This is a genomic window from Saccharibacillus brassicae (assembly GCF_006542275.1).
Lineage (GTDB): Bacteria > Bacillota > Bacilli > Paenibacillales > Paenibacillaceae > Saccharibacillus > Saccharibacillus brassicae.
This window is the reverse complement of record NZ_CP041217.1, coordinates 2982906-3006076: the sequence shown is the minus strand read 5'-3', so window position 1 is coordinate 3006076 and position 23171 is coordinate 2982906. Positions and strand designations below refer to the sequence as shown.

General features: G+C 62.4%; 18 protein-coding genes. 7 read left to right on the top strand and 11 right to left on the bottom strand.

Going from position 1 to position 23171, the window contains the following annotated elements; genetic code table 11:
• The first annotated feature begins 568 nt into the window (after positions 1–568).
• From FFV09_RS12520 to FFV09_RS12505, 4 genes are all read left to right on the top strand, one after another.
• Positions 569–1504 (top strand): hypothetical protein, encoded by a 936-nt coding sequence (locus tag FFV09_RS12520; RefSeq protein ID WP_141448138.1) that lies wholly within the window; start codon positions 569–571, stop codon positions 1502–1504.
• On the top strand, positions 1501–3474 hold the full coding sequence (locus FFV09_RS12515) for a hypothetical protein (RefSeq protein WP_141448137.1): 1974 nt from the start codon (positions 1501–1503) through the stop codon (positions 3472–3474). The genes FFV09_RS12520 and FFV09_RS12515 overlap by 4 nt, the downstream gene beginning before the upstream one ends.
• A gap of 170 nt (positions 3475–3644) precedes the next feature.
• Positions 3645–4490: a methyltransferase domain-containing protein gene (locus tag FFV09_RS12510; RefSeq protein ID WP_141448136.1), complete on the top strand. Its 846-nt coding sequence runs from the start codon at positions 3645–3647 to the stop codon at positions 4488–4490.
• A 233-nt stretch (positions 4491–4723) separates the two neighbouring features.
• Positions 4724–7447 (top strand): ATP-binding protein, encoded by a 2724-nt coding sequence (locus FFV09_RS12505; RefSeq protein ID WP_141448135.1) that lies wholly within the window; start codon positions 4724–4726, stop codon positions 7445–7447.
• A 220-nt stretch (positions 7448–7667) separates the two neighbouring features.
• On the opposite strand, the gene FFV09_RS12500 is transcribed toward FFV09_RS12505, so the two are convergent.
• Complete coding sequence (locus tag FFV09_RS12500; RefSeq protein WP_141448134.1) at positions 7668–7925, bottom strand: hypothetical protein; 258 nt, start codon at positions 7923–7925, stop codon at positions 7668–7670.
• A 503-nt stretch (positions 7926–8428) separates the two neighbouring features.
• Here FFV09_RS12500 and FFV09_RS12495 point away from each other — a divergent pair.
• Positions 8429–11719 carry an alpha-mannosidase gene (locus tag FFV09_RS12495; protein ID WP_141448133.1) on the top strand — a complete coding sequence of 1097 codons (3291 nt, stop codon included), beginning with the start codon at positions 8429–8431 and terminating at the stop codon, positions 11717–11719.
• Between the two features lie 202 nt (positions 11720–11921).
• Here the strand turns inward: FFV09_RS12495 and FFV09_RS12490 are convergent, their stop codons facing one another.
• Positions 11922–12536 carry a hypothetical protein gene (locus tag FFV09_RS12490; protein WP_141448132.1) on the bottom strand — a complete coding sequence of 205 codons (615 nt, stop codon included), beginning with the start codon at positions 12534–12536 and terminating at the stop codon, positions 11922–11924.
• Positions 12533–13462: a hypothetical protein gene (locus tag FFV09_RS12485; protein ID WP_141448131.1), complete on the bottom strand. Its 930-nt coding sequence runs from the start codon at positions 13460–13462 to the stop codon at positions 12533–12535. The genes FFV09_RS12490 and FFV09_RS12485 overlap by 4 nt, the downstream gene beginning before the upstream one ends.
• 469 nt (positions 13463–13931) lie before the next feature.
• Between FFV09_RS12485 and FFV09_RS23765 the strand changes: the two genes are divergently transcribed.
• Complete coding sequence (locus tag FFV09_RS23765; protein ID WP_170315013.1) at positions 13932–14081, top strand: hypothetical protein; 150 nt, start codon at positions 13932–13934, stop codon at positions 14079–14081.
• 206 nt (positions 14082–14287) lie between these two features.
• Here FFV09_RS23765 and add read toward each other — a convergent pair whose 3' ends face one another.
• Positions 14288–15373 carry an adenosine deaminase gene (gene add, locus FFV09_RS12480; protein ID WP_141448130.1) on the bottom strand — a complete coding sequence of 362 codons (1086 nt, stop codon included), beginning with the start codon at positions 15371–15373 and terminating at the stop codon, positions 14288–14290.
• 250 nt (positions 15374–15623) lie between these two features.
• Positions 15624–16187 carry a DUF420 domain-containing protein gene (locus FFV09_RS12475; RefSeq protein WP_141448129.1) on the bottom strand — a complete coding sequence of 188 codons (564 nt, stop codon included), beginning with the start codon at positions 16185–16187 and terminating at the stop codon, positions 15624–15626.
• Positions 16188–16356: 169 nt separating this feature from the next.
• Between FFV09_RS12475 and FFV09_RS12470 the strand changes: the two genes are divergently transcribed.
• Positions 16357–17304 carry a DUF6612 family protein gene (locus FFV09_RS12470; protein WP_141448128.1) on the top strand — a complete coding sequence of 316 codons (948 nt, stop codon included), beginning with the start codon at positions 16357–16359 and terminating at the stop codon, positions 17302–17304.
• A gap of 146 nt (positions 17305–17450) precedes the next feature.
• On the opposite strand, the gene FFV09_RS12465 is transcribed toward FFV09_RS12470, so the two are convergent.
• From FFV09_RS12465 to FFV09_RS12440, 6 genes are all read right to left on the bottom strand, one after another.
• Positions 17451–18065 (bottom strand): C39 family peptidase, encoded by a 615-nt coding sequence (locus FFV09_RS12465; protein WP_141448127.1) that lies wholly within the window; start codon positions 18063–18065, stop codon positions 17451–17453.
• Between the two features lie 136 nt (positions 18066–18201).
• Positions 18202–18624 carry an organic hydroperoxide resistance protein gene (locus FFV09_RS12460; RefSeq protein ID WP_141448126.1) on the bottom strand — a complete coding sequence of 141 codons (423 nt, stop codon included), beginning with the start codon at positions 18622–18624 and terminating at the stop codon, positions 18202–18204.
• 209 nt (positions 18625–18833) lie between these two features.
• Positions 18834–19112, bottom strand: coding sequence for a GNAT family N-acetyltransferase (locus FFV09_RS12455; RefSeq protein WP_141448125.1), 279 nt, complete (start codon positions 19110–19112; stop codon positions 18834–18836).
• A gap of 30 nt (positions 19113–19142) precedes the next feature.
• Positions 19143–20582 carry a S1C family serine protease gene (locus tag FFV09_RS12450; protein WP_141448124.1) on the bottom strand — a complete coding sequence of 480 codons (1440 nt, stop codon included), beginning with the start codon at positions 20580–20582 and terminating at the stop codon, positions 19143–19145.
• A 14-nt stretch (positions 20583–20596) separates the two neighbouring features.
• Entirely contained in the window at positions 20597–22222 is a 1626-nt protein-coding gene (locus tag FFV09_RS12445) for an FxLYD domain-containing protein (RefSeq protein WP_141448123.1), read from the bottom strand.
• A gap of 25 nt (positions 22223–22247) precedes the next feature.
• Positions 22248–23030 carry an NAD-dependent epimerase/dehydratase family protein gene (locus tag FFV09_RS12440; RefSeq protein ID WP_141448122.1) on the bottom strand — a complete coding sequence of 261 codons (783 nt, stop codon included), beginning with the start codon at positions 23028–23030 and terminating at the stop codon, positions 22248–22250.
• Positions 23031–23171 lie beyond the last annotated feature (141 nt).

Below are 23171 nucleotides of genomic sequence, written 5' to 3'. Positions count from 1 at the left end.
TCTGTGAAAATCCTTAATATTTCGTTAATAACTTCTGAATGGGTTGTAACTTTCCTGCTAAAAACACATTTTAAGGCCGATATTTCAATAAAATCCGAGGAAAACCATTTTTTACTCTCTTTTGTTCAGGGGCTCATGTCCCGCCTGCCTGCTTCCGCCCCGCAATCGAATTGTTGCGCGCGGCGCCTTTTCCGGCTATCGTTAAGCAGGTAAGGTCGTTCGGATCTGCGGGGCCGCGAAGCGCGCCAAGCGGGCGGCCGACAGCAGGTCATGCGCCGAAAGACCTGCTTCGAATTATAACGCAAAACGTGCGGCGGTTCACGAGCCCGTATCTTCCGAAGCCGGAGGACGCGGTTTTTCGCTATTCCGCCCCGAAATCGAGCCCGGAAAGGAACGTGCAGACATTGTCCGCTTTTTTGATCTATCTCACATACGGGATGCTCGGGATTTTGTTTCTTTTTACGGTCATTAAATCCTTTATTTATATGCGCAGCCCGAGAAGGGCGCCCGAACGGGCGGAACTCGACGAGCGGCTGCTCAATACGCTGAACGATCGGCGTGAACCGGAATGAGCAAAAAACTGGCCGTAACGTTCAAGCCGTACGAACGCACTCCGTATGCCTACGACAAACTTCGAGTCTGCCGCAGATGCGGCAGTTATACCGTGCTGTCCCCGGACGTATGTCCGTCCTGCGGACGCCGGGCGCTGTCGGACGTGCCGGCCGCGGCCCGGCGCGAGACCCGGCGTTCCATGCAGTCGGAGCTGCTGTTCGCCGCGCTGCTGACGCTATTGGCGATGTTCTTCGCCGGGTCGATGCCGTGGATCGGCATCTCGGCCGCGGCCGGCGTGCTGCTGATCGCCCTGCTCGGCTTCGCCCAGTACCGGGCGTTCGAACCGCAGCTGCGCATCCGGACCGACCGCCTGTTCGCCCGCGACCGGGACCGGATCCGCCACGGGCTGATCCAGGACATCCGCGCCGCCGAAGCGAGGCTCGATACGGAGCCGGCGCGCGCCTACGAGATGCTGCGCGAAGTGAACACGCTGCTGCGCAACGATCCGATCCGCGGCCTGCAGGCGGAACTGCTGCAGACGTTCGTGCTGCGTCGCGACATGGACCTGCTCGTGGAGCCGCTGCTCATGGACGGCTTCTCCCCGCATCTGGCCGGCTATATCGGCGAGGTGGCGCGGCTGAACCGCGAACTGATCAAGGAAAGTTCGATCCGCTACTGCCTGCGGTACGAGCCGCAGATCCGCAGCCTGCCCCGCGGCGAAGAGATTCTCGCTTCAGTCGCGGGCGCGGCCGTGCGGATGAAGCGGTATATCGAACTGTACCCGGAATTTATCCGGCGCTATGCGCACAAACTGCCCGAAGACCGGCTGGAGCGGCTGCGCGAAGCGCTGTCGCAGCATCCCGGCAGTCTGGAGCCGCTCAAGCTTGAAGCGGACGAAGTGTACCGGGTCCGCTTCGGCGGACGAAGCCCGCGAGGCGGGAACCGGGCATGACGAAAAAGCTCCGCAATATCTTTATGACGATCCGCGGCGCGCTGACCCTGCGCAATTTGCTGGCTTTTCTGTGCGCGCTCGCGCTGCTGGCGGTCATCGTCAAAGGATTCCGCATCGAAGCGAAGATCGGCCAGGTACGGCAGGCGGACGCTTTGTACGCGCAAAACCTGCGCATTCCGGCCGAGGAAGCGTATGCGGCGGCGCTTGCGAACGGCGCGATCCGCTACCGCGAAGCCCATATTCGCGAGCGGCTCGCCGGGCTCGCTCCGGTCACCCGCCTGCGCGAAGAGATCCTGAAGTCCAAAAGCGAACTGCTGAGCGCCGCGGGCCGCGGCGACTTCGACGCTTTTCTGACCGCGTACGAGACGTACGGCCTATTCGGACGGCTGTCGCTCGAAGGCGAGTGGGCGGCCGAATATACGGAACTGAATGAGCGGTACGAGCTGGCTTCGACGGTCGGCGCCGCTTTTTCGGCGTTCCGCGCAGATTATGCCGCGGAACTTGCGGCCAATCTGGAGGCCGGCGATTACGGCGACGAATCCGCCAAGTGGGCGCTGCTGCGGATTCCGGCGCCTTTTTTTGCCGATCATGCCTCGGCGTCGCCCCCTGCTTCTCCCGCTTCGGCCGATGTCCCTTCCGCCGAAGCGGAAACGTCCAAGTCGGAGTCGCTTAACGCCCTGCTCGGCGATTACGATAGGCGCAAGCTCAAGAAACTGGCGGCGGCCGGACAATACGACCGCATGCTGGACGAAGCCGCAGCTACGCTCGGCAGCTATGCGCAGCACGGCTTCGACGCCCCGTGGGTGCAGGAGCAGGCGGAAGAGACCGCCGGAAGAGTGCTGCGCAAAGAGCTGGACGGTTCGTCGTTCGCCGCGTTCGCCGGTCATGCCCGCAGCTTTGCGGACTTTGCTTCGGCGGCCGGCCTGCGCAGCGACCTGAGCGTCTGGATCGAGGCCCGGGTCGGCGAATTGGCGGCTCGCGCCGACGCCCAGGTCGCGGATCGGCGGTTCCGCGAAGCGATTGCCCTGTACGAAGCGCTGGGCGGCTATGCCGACACGGGCGACGCCGTTGCGCGGGCCGAAAGCGCGTGGACCCGGGCCGAACCGCTGCGCATCCTTGAGCGGTGGGATTCGTCGCATACGTATTCGTTTGCCGTAACGGGGCAGGACCGATTCGGCGCGGACGTGTACGCGGCGGCGCTGGACGAGAGCGGCGTCCTGCACTACGGCACCGAGAGCGGCGGCCGCGCGACGGTGCGCAGCGCTCCGCAGGAGCTTGCTGTCGCCGGCGCGCGCGGATTGGCGCTGGAGGAGAGCCTGTCCGGCGGCGAAGCCCTGGTGTTCGTGGCGGAATCGGAATCAACGTCGCGCCGGGCGGTCTACACGGCCCTGCTCGCGCGAAGCGATTCGCTCGACCTGATGTTCCGGATCGAAGCGGACGGCTATACGATCGAAAACGGCGGGCAGACGCTGCGCGCGAACCATCCGATCGATGTCGACGAAGACGGCCAGACGGCGGTGTACGAACGTTCGGGCGACGTTTTCTCCTTCGTCGAACTGGAAGGCGGCACGCTCGACATCGGCGGCGGCAATCCGGCGTCCTATCCGGGGCAGAAAGTCAGCGCCCGTCTGACGGTGTTGGAATCCGGCTACGGACAGGCCCGGGCGCAGGCCGAAGACGGCTCCCGCCTGCTGCTGCGCGGCAGCGTGAATTTCGAACCCGGCACGTACGAGGTGACCGGCGTCTTCGAAGGGAACTATGAAATTATCGCGTGGCCGGAAGCGGCTGAGGCGGCGGAGCCGACAGGGAGCGATGCTCCGTCCGTCAGCGACGACGTTTCGCCGTCGGGCGACGGCATGGCCGACGAAGCGGCTTCCCCGGAGACCGATCCCGGCGGTTCCGGTTCTCTTCCCGCGCCCCTGGCTGTTTCCGTTCCTGTATTCGAAGTCGACGCCGCGCGCGGTTTTTGACTCTTTTCCGAAAAAAAAGAACCCGACAACACACCTCGGCGCGCGGCCGTAACACCCGGCGCTCAACCGCAGGTAGAAAGCGCGCCAAACTCGAATGTCTCTCTATTGTCGGTCGCCGTCTTCCTCTGTAAGCTTGAGCCATAGACCTATTTCCGGAGGAGCGACGACCGATGAAAGAACAAGTGGCAAGAAATATCCATAACTACCGCAAAGCCCAAAAAATGACTCAGGAAGAGCTGGCGCAGGCCGTGGGCATCTCCTACCAGGCCGTATCCAAATGGGAAAACGCCCAAAGCCTGCCGGATATCGCCCTGCTGCCGCAGTTGGCCCGGGCGCTGAATACCGGTATCGACCGGCTGCTCGGTTATGCGGCGTTCGACGCCCCTGTCACCCTCTACGAAAAAGAATATCTGGACAGCGCCTACTATTGGGGCACCGAACCCAATTCGGCCTGTTACGAGATTCTGAAGCGCATGCCGCCGGTTCGTCGGCTGTCCGTGCTGGACATCGGCTGCGGCGAAGGCAAGGATGCCGTGTTTCTGGCCCGCAACGGGTATGACGTGACGGCTTTCGATATTGCGGACGCGGGTCTGGAAAAAGCGAAGCGGCTCGCCGACAAGGTTGGCGTCGAGATCGAACTGTTCAAGGCGGACGTGCAGGATTACCGGCTCGACCGGCCGTTCGATATCCTGTTCTCCAGCGGAGTCCTGCATTACGTCCGGGCGGATCTGCGCGAAGAGCTGTTCGGCAATTACAGACGCTTCACCTCTCCCGGCGGCCTGCACGTGTTGAACGTGTTCGTGGACAAACCGTTTATCGCGCCGCCGCCGGAAAACGAAGCGAACGCCCACGCCTGGCACTCCGGCGAACTGCTCGCGCTTTACCGCGATTGGCGCATCGAGGACAGTTCGGAAGTGATCTTTGACTGTATGTCTTCCTGCGTTCCGCATCAACATGCCATGAGCAAGCTGATCGCCCGCAAACCCGCTCCCGCCGCACAATCTTCCTCCACGTAAACGGGAGCAAACGTCGCCTCTCCTTAACAGACCCGGCCCGAACTTTCCTCAGCCCGGGTCTTTTTGGTGCGCGTGCATTTTTTCCCATTCCCGGAATCGGCAGCGCGGCTCTTAAACATTTTCCAATTCTACGACGACCTGTAGGACAAGGGTGCCCGAAATGGTTTATAATAGTTGAGCACAACTTATTCGACGCATTCGACGACCTACATCCAATCTGGAGGACACCCCACTTGAACTACAAGAAACGACAGGTTTTAGGTTTTGGCGGTCTGCTGGTCATTTTGCTCTCGGTGCTGGCGGCCGCTGCCGGTTTCCTCTACTTCAACAACGAATCGGTCAACGTCGATATGGAATCCCGTTATGGAAAAATGAAAGCCGCGTCCGATCTGCGCAGCGCTTTCTACGCGCTGGACAGCGAGCTCGGACGCCTCGTCAACGAGGACGACGACGCCCGCATAGCGGCGCGGCTCGAACGAATCGAAGAATACCGCCGGCAGTCGCTGGAGCGGCTGATGTTCGCGGAAAGCCTCAACGTCAGCGCCCAGGGCAAAGCCCGGCTTGCGGCCATAAGGCTGGATTACGAAGACTATTTGAACGCGGCCCGGTCACTGACCAAAGAGATCGCGGGCGGCGCGGCCCCCGCTGCGACCGAAGCGCTGGCCCAGACCACGGAAGAAGGCCGGGCTCAGCTGATCGAGAACCTCGACGCTTTCCAGGCGGCCCAGGAAAAAGCGCTGGAGCAGTCCCGCAACCGCACGAGCGAAATGACGCAGTTCATGCTGTGGGCGATCGCGATCGCGGTTCCGCTGCTGATCCTGCTCTCGGCGCTGCTCATGCTGTGGACGATTCGCGGCACGACGCGCAGCCTTCGGGACGTGACCGACGTCATGCGCGGCGTCGACTTCAACCGTTCCGAATCGCTGCCGCGGCTGCGCACCGATACGAACGACGAGATCGGCAATATCGCGCTGTCGTTCAACGAGATGGCCGAGTCGCTGGAGACGCACAACCGCAATACGCGCGAATTGAACGAAGAACTGGAAGAACATAACTGGATTCAGACGGCGTTGGCGGAATCTTCCGCGCTGTATCAGAACATCAACTCGCTGGAACAGCTCGCAAGCACGTTCCTGCGCAAGATCGTGCCGCTGACCGGCTCGGCTTACGGCGTGTTCTACATCCGCCGGGAAGACGAAGAACTGAAGCGGATCGCTTCCTACGCCGGTTATCCGGCCGGCGAGCCCGCGGAGACGTTCCGTATGGGCGAAGGGCTTGTCGGCCGCGCCGCCGAGAGCGGCGAGACGCTGTCGGTCGACGACCTGCCGAACCATTATCTGCGCATCGCTTCCGGGATCGGCGAGATGCCTCCGGCCAGCCTGCTGCTCGTACCGGTCCGGTTCGAGCAGCGCGTCGAGGCCGTGGTCGAATTCGCTTCGCTGGCCGCGTTCACGCCGGCTCAGAAGCGCCTCGTCGAGCAGCTCATGAATACGCTCGGCATTGCGCTCAACAGCGTGTCGGGCCGCATGGAAGTGGACCGGCTGCTGCGGGAATCGCAGATGCTGTCCGAAGAGCTTCAGACCCAGACCGAAGAACTGCAGGCGCAGTCCGAAGAACTGCAGGCCCAATCGGAAGAACTGCGCAGCCAGCAGGACACGCTGCGCGGCGCCAACTCGCTGCTGGAGCGGACGAATATTCAAGTGGAAGAGAAGAACCGGCTGCTCGAAGTCGTGCAGCGCGAACTGGTGCGCAATTCCGAATTCCAGTCCGAGTTCCTCGCGAACATGTCGCACGAACTGCGGACGCCGCTCAACAGCATCCTGATCCTGTCGCAGATCCTGTCCGAAAAAGACGAGAAGCCGTTGACCGGTCAGGAAAAAGACTACGCGTCCACGATCTATCGTTCGGGCAAAGACCTGCTTGCCCTGATCGACGACATTCTCGACCTGGCCAAAGCGGAAGCCGGCCAGATGGAAGTGACGATCGAACCGTACAACGTCACGGAACTTCCGCATTCGATGGAAGGGCTGTTCGGCGAAGTCGCCAAGCGCAAAGGCGTCGGGCTTGATATGATCGTCGAACCGGACGCGCCGGAGCTGATCTGGACCGACGGCCGGCGCCTTGAGCAGATCGTCAAAAACCTGCTGTCCAACGCGATCAAGTTCACGCCGCAGGGATCGGTCTCGCTGAGAATCGGCACAGCCGATTCCGAAAGCGAGACCGGAGAGCCGACGCTGCGGCTGCAGGTGTCGGATACGGGCATCGGCATCGCCGAAGACAAGCGCAGCCTGATCTTCGAAGCGTTCCGCCAGGCGGACAGCGCGACGGAGCGCGTGTACGGCGGCACGGGGCTCGGCCTGTCCATCTGCCGCGAATTCTCGCGGCTGCTGAACGGACGCATCGAAGTGGACAGCGTCGCCGGGGAAGGCAGCACGTTCACCGTGATTCTGCCGCTCGACCTGCGCGACGAACAGCAGACGGAGACCGAAGACCTGTTCAAGTCCGGGTATGCCCGGCCGGCCATCGCGCCCGGCATCTCGAAGCTGCCGATGCCTTCCGATCAGGAAGGCGACCTGGAGCTGTTCCGGGACCGGAAGCTGCTGCTGGTCGACGACGACGCGCGCAACATCTACGCGATCTCCGTCGCGCTGGAGAACAAGGGCGCCGATATCGGCATCGCCGAGAACGGCCGCGAAGCGCTGGACATACTCGAATCGGACCCTACGTACGACATGGTGCTCATGGACATCATGATGCCGGTCATGGACGGCTACGAGACGATGAAAGCAATCCGGTCCAAGCCGCAGTTCGGCGATCTGCCGATCATCGTCCTGTCGGCCAAAGCGATGAAGGACGAACGCGAAATGTGCCTCGCCGCCGGCGCTTCGGACTATATCAGCAAGCCGCTCGATATCGAGAAGCTGTTCTCGATGATGCGCGTCTGGCTGTCGAACTGACGGCCGCTTAACCGACGGGAATCGGGAATTGCAAACGGGAATTGAGAACGGAACGGAAATTCAGAACAAAACCGAAATTCAGATAGGCACAGTCAAAAGAACCGCCGAACCGGCAGGAAAGCCGGAACGGCGGTTCTTTTTTGGCATAAAATCGTCGTTAAATCTCTACCGGGTTGTATCGTTACGGGGCCGGAGCCTGCGGAGTCAGCCCGCTTTCCGCTCAATCGGCCGCGTTCATCCCCATGACTTCAAGCCCGTAGATCCGCGCCGCCGTATCGCCGCCCTGCATCGGCTTGTCTACGACGAGCTGCACGCAGCAGGCCGTCGTCAGCGGAATCCCGTGCTGGTACCGGTATGGGTACATAAGCCCCGACGCGAAAGCGAACAGCACGACGGCCGCCATCGAATAGAGCAGCACGATCCGGTTGAACATTTTTCGCTTCAGATGGTTGAGGTAGAAGCTTCGAAGCGTTCGCATGCCCTGCCCCTTTCCGCCGACTCCGGGCCGCCCCGGCCGGGTCGCGCTTTGCTGCGCACAGTGCACCACCGGCTTTTGCGTACGGCAGCGCCGAAGCGGGCGCGGATCGTTCCAAGTGCTTGCTTCAGGATGGGGATGTCGTCATATTGCACTTTTTTTGTCGCGAATCACCCTTTGAAAAAACGCCCCCTCTGCTTATAATGGCCTTATTGATCCCCAAGATCGCCACACCTTCCGCACGACCCGGCAACTCTTCCCGCAAGCGGCGAGTCTCCCCGGCTTTTTGTGCTTTCCGGCTCGCCTCCGAACGTTCGACGACCGTCGCTTTTTCCGACAGCTCGCCCGCCCGGCGTATCAGGGCGGCCGGGCCGCTTCGCCGCACGCGCAAACGTCCGATTTCCTGAACCGTTTTCCCGCCGCCGGATGGCACTTCAAGCTCGTGTTCACCGCCGCCCGATCCGCCGACGAGTCCGGTCCAGACATCCCGAGGAGGTATTTATCCCATGTTTCTAACCGAAGCCAAACTGCGTTCCCGCCTGCATGAACTGGCCGATTACCGCTACCGCGACCGGATGCCGATCCCGGCCTTCCACTGCATGGAAGACACGCGCAAAGAGATCAATCCCGACATTCCCGCTCTCTCCGACTACGACGGCACGCTCAAGACCGGCGAGACGTGGAGCGGACGCGATCTGTACCTGTGGCTCCACGCCGAAGTGGACGTACCGGGCGACTGGGCCGGACGCCGCGTGCTCGGACGCTTCGATCTGGGCGAGACCGGCGGGGGCAACAACTCCGGGTTCGAATCGCTTTTCTACCTGCACGGCAAGCCGTATCAGGGAGTCGATTCCAACCATTTGGAAGTCTTCTTCAACGAAGAGACGGCCGGCACCGCGCTGCCCCTGACGCTGCGCCTGTGGTCCGGCCTCGAAGGCGGCGGCGTCCGGCGCGACCAGACGCACGGCATCCGCATCGCGGAAGTGTGCTGGCTCGACGAAGCGGCGGACGACTACTATTACACGCTGCTGGCCGTCTCCGAGACGGTGGCGGTGCTCGACGAGAACCTGCCGGAACGTGCGCAGCTGCTCAAGGCGGCGGACCGTTCGCTGCTGCGGATCGACTGGAACGCGCCGGGCTCCGACGCTTTCTACGAGTCGCTGCGCGAAGCGCGCGACGAACTGTCCGGTGCGATCGACGGCATGGACAAACATTCGGCGGTAGAGATCACGGCGGTCGGCCATACGCATATCGACGTGGCGTGGCTGTGGCGGCTCAAGCATACGCGGGAAAAAACGGCCCGTTCGTTCTCGACGGTCATGCGCCTGATGGAGCTGTTCCCCGAGTATACGTTTCTTCAGACGCAGCCCCAGCTCTATGATTATGTCAAAACCGATTATCCCGAGCTGTACGCGGACATCAAGGCGCGCGCGGCGGAAGGACGCTGGGAAGCCGGCGGCGCCATGTGGCTGGAAGCGGACTGCAACCTGACTTCGGGCGAGTCTTTGGTGCGGCAGATTCTGGTCGGGACGAAATTTTACCGGGAAGAATTCGGCGTCGAGTCGGATTATTTGTGGCTGCCCGACGTGTTCGGCTACAGCTGGGCGCTCCCGCAAATCCTCAAAAAATCCGGTATCCATACGTTCATGACGACGAAGATCAGCTGGAACCAATACAACCGCATGCCGCACGACACGTTCATGTGGCGCGGGATGGACGGCACGGAGATCCTCACGCACTTTATCACGACGACGGAACCGTGGTCCGGTCCGGGCTCGTGGTTCTATACGTACAACGGCAACATCATGCCCAAGACGGTCAAAGGCAGCTGGGACGCCTACCGCGACAAGGAGATGAACCAGAAGCTGCTGTTCTCCTACGGGTACGGCGACGGAGGCGGCGGGGTGAACCGGAACATGCTGGAGATGCGCCGCCGCATCGACCGGATGCCGGGCCTGCCGAAGATGAAGACCGGCTCCGCCGGCGACTATTTCCGGGAGCTGCGCGAGACGGTCGAGCAGACCGACAGCTATGTGCATACGTGGGACGGCGAACTGTATCTGGAATACCACCGCGGCACGTATACGAGCCAGGCGTACAACAAGCGCATGAACCGCAAGCTTGAGCTGCTGTACCGGGACAGCGAATGGTTGAGCGCGCTGCATGCCGTGACGAACGAAGACTGGAATCTGTATGCCAAAAAAGAGCTGGACGAAGGCTGGAAAATTATCCTGCGCAACCAGTTCCACGATATCATTCCGGGCTCGTCGATCCGCGAAGTGTACGAAGACAGCACGATCGAATACGCCGAAGCGCAGCGGCTCGGGCTGCAGGCGCGCAGCGCCGCCGAACGCGGCCTGCTTGCGGGCGAAGCCAGCCCCGGCGGCGCAGACAGCGAAGGCGCGCAGACGCGCCGCTACACGGTCTGGAACTCTTCGCCGTGGACGGAGAACGGGCTGATCGAGATTGCGGCGGCGGACGGAGACGGAGACGGCGCCCAGCCGGGCAGCCTTGAGAAGCTGACGTCCGGCACTTGGAAAAACCATCTCGGCGAGACGCTGAACGCGCAGCAGGCGGGCGGAAGCTGGCTCGTCGAAGCTTCGGCGGTGCCCGCGCTCGGCTACGCGGAGCTGACGTTCGAGCCGGGCGAACCGGCGAATCCGGCATCGGCGGAACCGGCCGGGCCGTTCGCGCCGCGCGGCGGCGGCGTCTCGACGCCGTTCTACGAACTGGACTGGAACGAACGCGGCCAGCTGACGCGCCTCTACGACCGCGGCGAAGACCGCGAAGTGCTCGCCGCCGGGCAGCGCGGCAACGTCCTGCAGCTGTTCGAAGACAAGCCGCTGGCGCACGAAGCGTGGGACGTCGACCTCTTTTACCAGCAGAAGTCGTGGGAACTGGATAATCTGACGGACGTCTCGGTGGTCGAGAACGGTCCGCTGCGCTGCGTGATCCGCTTCGTCTGGGAGACCGCAGCTTCGCGCATCGAGCAGCATCTGACGCTCTACGCGCACGACCGCCGCATCGACTTCAAGACGACGGCGGACTGGCATGAGCGCCGCGTCCTGCTCAAAGCGGCGTTCCCCGTGCAGGTCCGCTCGACCGAAGCGACGTACGACGTGCAGTACGGCAACGTTACGCGGCCGACGCACTGGAACACGAGCTGGGATATGGCCCGCTTCGAGACGGTCGGCCACCAATGGGCCGACCTGTCGGACAAAGGCTACGGCGTCAGCCTGCTCAACGACTGCAAATACGGCTACGACATCAAGGACAACGTTATGCGGCTGTCGCTGATCAAGTGCGCGCAGCACCCGGACACCGAAGCCGACCAGGGCGCGCACGCATTCACGTATTCGCTGCTGCCGCACCGCGGCGACTGGCTGGCCGGCGGCACGGTCCCGAGCGCCTGGGCGCTCAACAATCCGCTGCGCGTCTCCGCGGGCGCGCCGGATCGGGCGGCCCTGTCGATGTTCCGCCTGGCGGACGCTTTGGAGCGCGCAGACGGCGCCGAGGCAGGCGCCGCTTCGCCGGCGCACGGCAGCTTCGCCTCGCGGCCGACGGCGATGGTCTCGGCCGTCAAGCGCTCCGAAGACGGCGGTTCCGTCGTCGTGCGCGTGCACGATTTCTCCGGCAGCCGCCGGCGCCTGACGCTGCGCAGCGATCTGACGATCGCGGCCTGGCAGGCGTGCGACCTGATGGAGCGGCCGGAAGGCGACCGGCAGGAGAGCGCGACGATCGGCTTCACGCTGGAACCGTACGAGATCCGCACGTTCGCGATCGAGCTGCGCGCCTGACGATAGCGGCGCGAACCCGCACGGGAAGCGGTATCGCGAGTTCCCGGGCGCGGCACGCGAAAAAGCCCCGAACGAGTCCGGATGGACAAGTTCGGGGCTTTGTTCGCGTTTTACGTTTTTGCGTTTTGCGTTTTTGCGTTTTCGCGCTTTCGCGTTCTTGTCACGCCGGTCCGTGCGCTTTCTTTTCCCGCCCAAATCCCGGTCAGGCTCGGACGTCCAGCCGACGCTGCGGATCGATTCCGTTCAAATCGCGACCGGCCCGGAGCAGGCCGAGCACGAGGAGCAGTTGGCCGATCAGGCTGCCTCCCCCGAAGATCACGATGAGGGTGAACAGGCCCGGAATATCGAAATTCAGCAGGAACGGAGACAGCAGCAGCATCGGAGCCGTGGAGACGAAATACAGCCACCAACTTCCGCGCATATGCTCGGCCAGAGCCGCTTCGCCGTGCCTTTTCGCCAGACGGCATGTTCCTTCGCACAGCGTATAGAAAAGAAGGAGCAGACCGAAGTCTTCGAGAATGCCCGGAATTCCGATCTTTGACCAGGAGACTTCCATAGGGAGACGGCCCTGTTCGAGCAGCACCCGGATACCCAGACCGTTCGCCGCCGGATCGAGCACGGCGGGAATCGCCAGCAGCGCCAGCAGCAGGGCCACCCATTTACCGAAGCCAAACAGCGGCATCGCCTTGTCCAGTCTGGACAAACCGTAAGCGATGAGCAGATAGCCGACCGGGTCCAGCAGCAGATCGAAGCCGATCTCGATATCCATCAGCACGATCAAAAGGCCGACAAAAATATTACGAAAAGCCGGTTTCACGGGCGATCCCTCCTTGCAAGCACGAACTGGCGTACCTGACGTTCGTCGGGCTGCGGCATGGTTTCCGCGAACAGCGGCAGGGAGCCGGACGTCCCGGGTCCGTTTCGGGTCCCGGCTTGGGCTGCAACTTCGATTTCGACGCGCGGCATGATCGCGTACACCGTCGCCCAATCTTCGTCGCCGCGTTCGAGCAAGGCATAACTCAGCACGGCCTGCTCCCCTGTCCGCAGCACCGCCGGAAATTTCGCCTGTTCGAGAGGAACGCCGTTTGCCGACTCGCCTTCGGACGCTGCCGGCTGACTCGCCGCGCTTCCCGTGCTCCAATACAGCTGCAGCTGTCCGCCGCCTGCCGCCCGGGCGCCACGGTCGACGCCCGTGACGCGCAGGTCGGTCTCGGCCCGGATCGTCGACTGTCCGGCTCGTTCGCCCGATCCGCGCGTCTCCGGCACCGACAAAGCCTCGGTCGCCTCCGTGTACGGATACACATACAGCTCTCCGATCGGTTCGGTCGAGCGGCTTCCGTCCAGATGCCTTACCTCGACCGTGTCGAACTTGATCGGCTTGTCGTCTTCCTCCCATGCCCCGAACCGAATATCGCTGGCCGATTCCCGTTCGAACCGGACCGCATACTGGACCAGTTCCTGATTCCGGTACGTGCCGCGCCACGAGACGCTGACCTCCGCCTGCTCCAGCCCCGGCAGGCTCACCTCGACGATACTACCCGGATCGTCCTCCTGCCGGTTTTGCAGCGCGTACAGATGGATAATCGCTCCTTCCCGGTTCTCCGCTTCGATATAATGCGTAAGAAACACCGGCTTCTCCAGCTGTCCTTCCCGGTAATACGCGAGGTTGAATGCCCAACAGGCCGTCAAGGCCACGGCAAGCCCGGCAAATATCCAATAAAATGTTGTGCGATTGCGCAGCAAGAAATTCCCCTCTCCGGAAGCTCCGCTTCCCTCTGTTATCTCGATAGACGTGCCGGGACGGCGGTTCGTTACGCGGTCCGGGGCGGCGGGCGGCGAGCCGGGCAGCGGCAGCGCCGCTTTGGTTCGCTGCGGCTTTTTTCGGCTGACTCCGGTCCTGCGCTTTGATCTGCGCCAGTTCGGCTCGGTCCTTTAGGTTCACTTTGATCTGCGCCAGTCCGCTCCGACGCTCGTGGTTCGCTTCTGTTCATGCAGCCTCGCTCCAGTCCACGCACACGCTTTCCAGTCCGCCACGCTCCGCCTTACTCCGACGCATTTTCGTCAAATTTGAACGATCTCTGTCGGTTTTCTCTTTTTTTTGCTAGATCGCTCGTTGCATTTTGTTAAAAAGTATGGATAATAGGGAATAGAAGATGTGATAATGATTATCATTCCTGCACGGCGACTTTATTTCAAAGGAGCACACAATCGTATGCAACCATCGACTTCCAGAATGAATCTCACCCTCGACGATTACCTGGTTCTGCTCAATGTGGCCGTTCAGGTGGGCGACAAGAAATGGCAGAAAGAAATCACGCGCAAACTTGAACGCATCATGCGTTTTGAAGCGGCGAAAGCCTAATAAGCAGCACCCCAAGAAGCGGACCCATGCCCCGCATCGCGAAGAACCGGAACCTCCCGCGGGAGATTCCGGTTCTTTTTTTTGCGCGGCCTTGGCCGGCGCTTGCAGCGCGGGACGCCGGCTGTTGGAGCGGGGCATCGGCTCTCGCGGCGCTTGGCGTGCGCTTCTTGGGAAGCGGCAGGCGCTTCCCGCCGCGCCCCCCCGGATCAACCGGCCGCGGAGACGGAAGAAGACGCAGGCGCCTGCGACGGCTCGATGCCAAGCTGCGCGAAGCCGTCGAGGACGTCCGCGCGCAGGCGGGCTTTCTCTTCGGGCGGCAGGAACGCCGCGTCGACCCCGTTCAGGATAAGCGCGGCGATCTCCGGCAGCGTGAAACCGAACTTCTCGATCAGCACCGTATATTCTTTGACGAGCGACGTATCGGAGACGGTCAGGTTGTCCGTGTTGATCGTCAGCTTCAGCCCGGCGTCGAAATAGTCGCGGATCGGGTAAGTCTCCCAGCTCTCCATCGCTTTGGTCTGATAATTGCTGACCGGGCACATCTCCAGCACGATCCCGAGCTCGCGTACGCGCTCCAGCAGCGCGGCGTCTTCCCGCAGCCGTACGCCGTGCCCGATCCGCTTGGCACCGAGCCGCAGGATCGCTTCGCGGATATTGTCCGCGCCGCCCGCTTCGCCCGCGTGGATCGTCACCGGCACGTCCAGCAGCTGCGCGTATTCGAACACGGCCCGGTGCAGATGGGCGGGGAACGCCGCTTCCGGCCCGGCCAGATCGACGGCCACCAGTCCCTCGTCCTTAAAAGCAGCCGCCGCTTCGATCACTTCCAGGTTGACGTGCGGCGAATGATGGCGCAGGCAGGCCGCGATCCCGCGCGAGACGACGCCGAATTCGGCTTCGCCGCGCCGGAGCCCGCGCAGCACGGCCGCGATCACGTCCCCGCAGCTCAGCCCTTCCGAGCGGTGCAGCTGGGGGCCGAACCGCACTTCGATATAACGGCAGTTCTGCTCGGCGGCCTGTTCGACCACTTCGTAGGCAATCCGTTCCAACACGTCCGCTTTATGGAGAAAACCTGCCACAAAATCGAATTTTTCCAAATATTCAAGCAAACTCCCGCATTCTCCCGTCACTTTCATGAAAGGAGTCAGCTGTTCAAAACCGGCGACAGGCAGCGGGATGCCTTGTTCCGAAGCGATTTCCCATAACGTGGATTCTTTGATACTTCCGTCCAAATGCAGGTGCAGATCGACTTTCGGCAGCTGACGGAGTTGTTCCGGCAATTGGTTGTGCAGCATGACACTTCCTCCTTTTCGGTTCGGCGCTTTGGATCGGCATACAGGGTCGGCGGTAGAATGGAGTCAAAGATATTGTCATGTTTTATATCATAACGAAGCTGACATCGGCAACTCCCTTTTTTTTCGCAAAAAGAAAACCGTCTGCCGGTTCGCCCCAACCGGAGCCCCGCCGAATTTTTGACCGTTTAACAAAAAGGCGCACCCGCGAGAAGCGGATGCGCCTTGCTGCGGTCCCTGCGGACCTTGTGCGTCAATAATACGGAGCCATGAACAGATACACGATGACGCCCGTCGAGCTGACGTACAGCCAGATCGGCATCGTCCAGCGGGCGATTTTGCGGTGTTTCTCCACCTGCATCGTCCAGCCGAACACGAGCGTGAACAGCGCCAGAGGAACGATCAGCGCCGCCAGAATGCTGTGCGAGATCAGGATGAAGAAGTAAATCGGACGCAGGATGCCTTCTCCGCCGTATTTCGCCGTCTCCGGGGAAATATAGTGGAACGTGAGATAAGTCACGAGGAACAGCAGCGTCGAGGCAAAAGCGGCGAGAATAAAAGCTTTGTGAATCGGCACGTTCTTGCGGATGATGGCGATCAGCGCCGACACCAGGAAGATGAACGTAAAGCTGTTGAAGATGGCATTCAGACGCGGGAAAATGGAGAGGTCGAAGTGTACGCTTCCCTGGTAGCCGATCGGTGAAAAGAACAGCAGCAGGATGATAATGTTCGCAACGACGGAAACGGTAATGATCAGTCCGGCAAAGCTGCGATTCGTGGTCGGACGGTATTTCTCGTTTTCCTTGGGTGAGCTCATAAGGTTGCATTCTCCTTCGGATTTGTCGTTAACCATTATATCGCGTCAAAGCTTTAATGTTAAGTGACAACAATTTGAAATGTTTGCGACAAAAAAGTCATCCACTTTTTACTTCACGAGCCTAAAATGGTAAGGTAAGAAGTAACGCACAAGTCGAAAGGGGATCATCATGTACTCGGCAAAACCTAACCGCAATCGGCACTACCTGGTCAACACGCTCAAAATGAGCGCTTTGTCGCTGCTTCTGTTCTCGGCAGCCTGCACGGCGGACAGCGAAGCGACCGATCCGGGAAAAGAAAGCAAACCGTCCGGCGAAACGACGCAGACGGCCGCCTCGGTCTACGACCTGGCGTTGAAGCAAGCGCAGGAACTCGAGAGCTACACCGTCGATTCCAAGACGAACTACAAGGTCGAACAGACCGCGGCGGAAGGCGCCAAAGCGCCCGATCCGATCGAGACGGCTATCGAAATCGCCGGCGACGTGATCGCCAAGCCGGAGACGCAATACGGGCTGAAGATCAACACCCTGTCGCAAGGTCAGCAGGGCACGACCGAGATCTACGCGGCCGGCAGCGAACTGCACGCCAAAGACTCGGCCGGAACGTGGAGCACCCAGAAGCTCGAAGGTTCGGAAGAAGAGCTGTCCGTCACGACGGAAATGCTCGATCCGGCTCCGCTGATCGAAGAACTGGGCGAGTACAAAGACAGCCTCAAGCTGACGGAAGACGACGCCTCGTACACGCTCGCGCTCGAAGCGAGCGGCGAACAAGCCGGCGCGCTGATGCAAACGGCGCTCGGACGCCAGCTCGGCGATTCCGAACAGTCCGCCCCGACCGCGGATCTGTTCAAGAGCGGAGCGGAAGGCACGGTCAGCTACAGCCTGGTCGTCGACAAAAAGTCGAACCAGCTGACCTCGTCCAGCGTCAAAGTCGATACGACGCTGCTCGTGAACAAGCAGGACCTGCATATCGTGGCCAATTCGGACGGCGCGTACTCCGCGCAGAACGAAGTCGGCGAAATCGCCGTTCCGGCCGAAGCGACCGCGGATGCCGCGGCTTCGGGCACGGATGCCGCGACGGACTCCGCTGCCGAAGAGACGGAGACATCGGGCAAATAACCGATGCCGCGCCCGCTTCTCCCACGGGAGAACGCGGAGCCTTCGCAGCCGAATCACACATAAGGCACCAACCATCAGGCACCATGGAAAAGGGACTGTCCCCGCCGGGTTTACGGCTTCGGGGACAGTCCCTTTTTGCTGCGGGCTTACCGCTGCGCCTCGTCCCCGCCTTCGATCGCAAGCGCCACCATCGTCAGCACTTTGCGATGCGCGGCATAAGGAACCTGCCGTTCGCGGCTGGCGGCGTGCGTGCCGTTCGAGTAGCGGGTGCCCGCATCGTGCACGAGGAGATGCTCCGTCCCGTCGTCTTCGATGCGGTAGCCGCAGCCGACCGTCCAATGGTAATCGAACAGCGGCCGGTCCCGCCAGCGCAGCGCAAACCACTTGTCGAACTTGACCGCGACGGGGCGGCCCGCGTCGATCTCCGCCCGGTAAGCGGCGAAGCCGCTCAGACGCCGCGTCACGGCGCGCCCGGGGCGGCCGCTCTCCCGCAGTCTGGCGTTCAACTGCCGGCGCAGGCCGAGCGCGAGCACCGACGCCCCCATGCCGAGCGGCGTGCCGAAGCAGGCGGCGTACATGGCGTTGACCGCCTCGGCCGGGTCGGCGGGCAGACGCCGAATAGCCGCGCCGCCCGCGGGCAGGCGGCTTTCCCAGAAGCGGATCAGGCCCGCGATCGCCGCCGGACCGCACGCCGAAGCGGGAGACCGGATTCCGGTCTCCCACTGGGTATAAGGCTGGATGATGACTTTGTTCTGCCGCATGCCTCGTCCTCCCGCGGGACCGCAAGGCTGCCGGGTCCCCCGCTTCCGCTTCGATAGGCGCCGACGCTCCGCTGCATGCCCGGAGCGCCGGCGGTTCGGCCCGAAGCTTGAGCCGTGTCTGACCGATGCCTATAGATTAAACGATATTCAGAGTCACATCAATGTTGCCGCGAGTCGCTTTGGAGTACGGGCACACTTGGTGAGCCGCTTCCACGAGCTTGTGAGCCGTTTCGGAATCGACGCCCTGGATGCTGACATTCAGCGTAACTTCGAGCTTGAAACCGTTGTCCGCCGCGTCTTTGAGGATCGACACGTCGCCGGTTACGCTCGTACCCGTCACTTCTTTCATGCGCTGCATGCGAATGACCATGTTCAGGGCGCTGTCGAAGCAGGCCGTGTAGCCGGCAGCGAACAGCTGCTCGGGGTTGGTTCCGTCGCCGCCCGGGCCGCCAAGGCCTTTCGGCGTCTTCAAGCTGATGTCGATGATGCCGTCCGAAGAAGTAACTTTGCCGTCGCGGCCCCCTACTGCTGTTGCTGTTGCGGTATACAATGCGCTCATGTGAATGATCTCCTTTTTCGTTTCGAATTTTGGTGTGATGCCGATTTCCGATTTAAGTTGTTTACAATCTAATTGTATTCTATTTATATAACGATGTCAACGTGTTTTGCCTTTTTGTTCCCTTCTTTTTTTGTATAAAAAAAAGCCCCGGCATCCGCTTAGGCGAATGTCGAAGCCGGAAGTTCTGCGGCCCGAACCGGATCAGCGGCTCAATCCCGCTGCCAGACGTCGTTGTACTCTTCTTTGCGTTCGAACAGGGCGGCCGCGAACGGGCAGACCGGATCGATCTTGACCCCGTTCTCCCGCGCCGCTTCCACGACTTTCCCGACCAGCTTTTCGCCCGCATGCTGTCCGCGCATCGATTCCGCCACAAACGTATGGTCGATCATCCAGACTCCGTCTTCCCGCGGCATGTAGGTGACTTTGCCCACTTCCTTGCCGTCTTCGGTCATTACAAAAGATTGTTCCTGCTGTTCGATGTTTGCCATTTCGCATTCTCCTTCGTTGGGCGGTTCCCGTTATTGGGACTCTCCGCTGATGATTTGCAGTTCGTCCGCCGCGTCGCCTTGTCTGTAGCCGACCTGGTACACCAGATCGTACGCCACCGAAGTCGCGCCGTCTCCTTCGCGCTCGTCCGCCGTGATCGACACGTACACGGTGACGGTCTCGTCCGTGTTCTCCACGCCGACGCAGTAGTCGAGGTAGACGCCGAGCGTATCCGCGTAGCCGGCTTCGAAATCTTCGAACGACTGTTTCTTCTGCCAGGTCGGCCCGAGCAGGTCGTACGCGGTCCGGTAATCTTCCAGCGAGACCGCGTCGTAGAACGCGTACAGCACGTCTTCCGCCGCGTATTCCAGATCCGTGCTGTCATAGACAGGATCTTCGCCTTCGAGGCCGTAATCTTCGCCGATTCCGGCATCCTCGCCGCTGCCGCCGCTCTCGCTTTCCGGCGTCGGCAGCGTGTCCATCGGATCGTCGGACCAGCCGCGCGCCGACTCGACGATGCTGACGACGGGAATGCTGAAGCCGATGCCGCCTTCGTCCGTTACGGCCGAATTGATGCCCAGTACCTGTCCGGTCGTCCGGTCGACGAGCGGGCCTCCGCTGTTGCCCGGCGCGATCGGGGCGGAGATCTGGTACAGCCCTTCGTAATAGTACGGCGCGATATCGAATGTGCGATCGACGCCGCTAACGATCCCCGTCGTGACGGTGTTCTGCAAGCCCAGCGGGCTGCCGAGCGCCAGCACTTCGTCGCCGATCTCCGCTTCGGCTTCAAGCTTGAGTTCAAGCGGCTCCACGCCGGCCAGGTCGGCTACGCGCACGACCGCCACGTCCGTCTCTTCGCCGATGCCGATCACCGTGCCCGACATTTCTTCGGAGCCGGACGTCGTGACCGTCACGTCCGTAAAGCCGGACACGACATGGGCATTCGTCAGGATGTCGCCCCGGTCATTGTACAAAAAGCCGGAGCCGATCGAGCCGTCGGACGTTTCGATCATCACGACCTTTTCGCCGACGGAAGAGATGATTTCCTTGAGCGTCGGTTCGCCGGGCTCGCCGCCCTGCCCGGCAAGATCGCTGCCCTGCCCGCTGCCGGAAGACGCCTCGCCGCCCTGCGACCCGCTGCCGCCCTCGCCGGGTACGGCAGGTTCGGCGCCGGCCTCGCTGCCCGCGTCCGTGCCCGTATCCTGGCCTGTATCTTGACCCGCGTCTTGGCCGGAGTCCTTGTCCGTTCCGGACTCCGGCGGCTGCTCTGTCGCGTCTGTCGCGGGCGCATTCGACGCCGAGGTGCCCCCGCTGCCGGGCGAAGAAGCCGCCGCCGAAGCGGAAGTCGCAGCCAGCAGCGCGCCTTCCCCGCCGTGCGCCGAATAGTTCCGGTGAATGGCGTAAGAACCGGCGGAACCGGCCAGCACGATGGACGCGCTGACGATCAAGCTGATTAACGTTTGCTTTTTCAACGCCGCTTCCCCCTCTACTCTCTATACCAGCTCACGGAATCGATGACGATGATCGCGTCTTCGCCCGCGGATTTCACTTCGTCCGCAAAAGACGCCGTTTCGCCCGGCTTCAGTCCGCCCGGGCGCACTTCCGTCCAGTCCTCACCGAGAAACGTCCCCTGCGCGTCGTAAGCCCGGAACTCGACCAGCAGGTCGGACATCGAAGTGTTCGACACATTGGTCAGCGTGCCCGAGAAAGCTACCTTGCCGCCTTGCGCCCGCTGCCCGAAATCGCTCAGCTTCAGTTCGCCCGTTCCGGCCTGCAGCTCGGAACCGAGCAGCTCGATCAGTTCCCCGGCCGAGCCGCCGCCGCTGTCGGACGCAAGCGACGAGATCTCTTTGTCCAGTTCGATCAGCCGCTCGGCTTCCGGCACGTAACTGCGGGCTTCGTCGACGACCGCGGCCGCCTCGTAATAGCTGCCGCTCGCGATAGCCTGCTCGGCCTCGTCCCCGCCGATCTTCACGATCCGGTCGGTGATCAGTTCGAGCACGGGCGCTTTGTCCCGCGCCGGATAATCGGCCGCCGTGCGCATCAGCCCGCCCAGTTCGGCCAGGCTGTCCGCGCGCTCCGCGTCGCTGCGGATGCCGACCAGCTCCATCTTCTCGCGCAGCTTGTCGAGCTGCACCCGCAGCCGGTCGTAGGCGCTGCCGTTTAAGCCGGCAAGCTCGCGCTGCACTTCGTCCAGCACGGCCGAAGCGCCGGCCGCGTCCTTCTTGCCGATCAGCCGCTGGGCGTCGGTCAGCCGGTCGTCGAGCCGGCGGATCGTCCGGACCGTGTCCAGGTCGGAACGGATGCCCGAATCGTTCGGCCGCTTCGCAAGCGCCAGGCTCAGCTTCGATTCGGCGATCTCGTAATTGCCGCCGAGCGCGGCATCGGCCGCCGAACGCTGGATTTGCGTCGTCTCGGCGCTCACGTCGCGCTCGTAGCCCGTCTGCCAGACCAGCGCGCCGGCCGCGCAGACGGCCAGCAGCGTCGGCGCGACCCAGGCCGCGGCTTTGCGCCCGCCGCTTGGGCGGGCAGAGCCGCTGCGCCCGGCCGAACCCGACCGGTCCCGGTCGGCCGGAGCCGCGTACGCGCTTCGGGCCGGCCGGGCGTCCGGCGAGACCGGACGCATCTGCGGCGGTTCTTCTTCGCCTGCGCCTGCACTGTAGCGGCCCGGCGCCGGGGCGTCCGGCTTCGCTCCGCTCTGGGTCAGCCGGACGGCGATCGGCTCTTCCGCCACCGGCGGCGGAACGGCTGCCGCGCCGAAGTCCCTGCCTCGTCGGTCGAACGGGTCCCGGGCGGACTCCGTTCCTGCCGCTGCGGGCCGCGCTTCCGGCCGGTCGGCCATGCTTCCCGCGCCTGCCGCTTGCGGCGGTTCGCCCGCGCCTCCGGCTTCCCGCCAGTCGCCCTGGCTCCCTGCTTGCGGCCGTTCGGCTACGTCTTCCGCCTGCGGCCGTTCGCCCACACTTCCCGCTCTGGCCGCATCTCCGGCTTCCCGCCGCTCGTCCGCAATTCCGGCTTCCACCGGCCGGCCTACCGCTTCCGGCTGCTTCGCGCCGCAGCTGCTGCAAAACCGGCTGCCTGCCGGCAGCTCCGCCCCGCATTGTATGCATCGCATCCCGCTTACCCCCTCGCTTCGCCGGTTACCGGCGCGTGATTCCGCCGCCCTGGAGCGGCAGTTCGTCGTCTTTCAATTCGCCGTACAGCCGCTCCGCTTCTTCGCGCAGCGCTTCCGCGTCGTCCTGCGGCTCGTAGCCGATCAATTCTTTGAGATAACCGATGTCGTAATAATTGTGCGCATTGGCCGACGTGCCGTACAGGCTCAAAAAATCGAAGGAAGGGTCCGCGTCGACGCAGCAGGCGAACAGGGAAGCCAGATCCCGTTCGGAAATCCAGATCTTCAACGCCCGCTTCGACGCCGGCGGCCGGTTGCCCGGGTAGTTGCCGATCCGGACGTTGATCGAGGAGATGCCGTGCTTGTCGGCGTACAGCCGTCCCAGCAGCTCGATGTAGCATTTGCTCAATCCGTAGAAGCTGTCCGGCCGGTACGGATCTTCCGGCTCCACCCGCTCTTCCGCCGAATAGAAGCCGGTCGCATGGTTGGAACTTGCGAACACGACCCGGCTCACGCCGCATTCCCGCGCCGCTTCATAAATATGGTAAGCGCCCGTCACGTTGACGGGCAGCACTTTGCCCAGAAAATCTTCGTCGTCTTCGGCCCAGCCGATATGCAGAATCGCGTCCATGCCGCGCGCCGCTGCCCGGACCGCGTCGGGGTCCGTCATGTCGAGCGCCGCGATGCCGCGCCCGGCGTCCGCTTCCAGGTCGGTCGCGGCAATCTCGTACCGGCCGGTCTCGCGCAGCTTGGACGTGAGGCTCCATCCGACTTTGCCGGATGCTCCGGTAATCAGCAGTTTTTTGTTCAACGGACCTTCCTCCCTTGCACGTTGCAGATTAAGCATCATTACCCACAAACCGGGCGCTTGGCGACGCTCCCGGCAAACTTTATGCGCCCCTTGCATGCCGCCTTGCGGACGCGGGAGTCATCGGCCGGTCCCCGAACGCAA

Coding starts and splice junctions, on each gene's coding strand:
- FFV09_RS12470 (WP_141448128.1), top strand. CDS start 16,357: ATGTACTCGGCAAAACCTAACCGCAATCGGCACTACCTGGTCAACACG.
- add (WP_141448130.1), bottom strand. CDS start 15,373: ATGCTGCACAACCAATTGCCGGAACAACTCCGTCAGCTGCCGAAAGTC.
- FFV09_RS23765 (WP_170315013.1), top strand. CDS start 13,932: ATGCAACCATCGACTTCCAGAATGAATCTCACCCTCGACGATTACCTG.
- FFV09_RS12475 (WP_141448129.1), bottom strand. CDS start 16,187: ATGAGCTCACCCAAGGAAAACGAGAAATACCGTCCGACCACGAATCGC.
- FFV09_RS12445 (WP_141448123.1), bottom strand. CDS start 22,222: ATGCGATGCATACAATGCGGGGCGGAGCTGCCGGCAGGCAGCCGGTTT.
- FFV09_RS12500 (WP_141448134.1), bottom strand. CDS start 7,925: ATGCGAACGCTTCGAAGCTTCTACCTCAACCATCTGAAGCGAAAAATG.
- FFV09_RS12510 (WP_141448136.1), top strand. CDS start 3,645: ATGAAAGAACAAGTGGCAAGAAATATCCATAACTACCGCAAAGCCCAA.
- FFV09_RS12520 (WP_141448138.1), top strand. CDS start 569: ATGAGCAAAAAACTGGCCGTAACGTTCAAGCCGTACGAACGCACTCCG.
- FFV09_RS12455 (WP_141448125.1), bottom strand. CDS start 19,112: ATGGCAAACATCGAACAGCAGGAACAATCTTTTGTAATGACCGAAGAC.
- FFV09_RS12460 (WP_141448126.1), bottom strand. CDS start 18,624: ATGAGCGCATTGTATACCGCAACAGCAACAGCAGTAGGGGGCCGCGAC.
- FFV09_RS12465 (WP_141448127.1), bottom strand. CDS start 18,065: ATGCGGCAGAACAAAGTCATCATCCAGCCTTATACCCAGTGGGAGACC.
- FFV09_RS12495 (WP_141448133.1), top strand. CDS start 8,429: ATGTTTCTAACCGAAGCCAAACTGCGTTCCCGCCTGCATGAACTGGCC.
- FFV09_RS12515 (WP_141448137.1), top strand. CDS start 1,501: ATGACGAAAAAGCTCCGCAATATCTTTATGACGATCCGCGGCGCGCTG.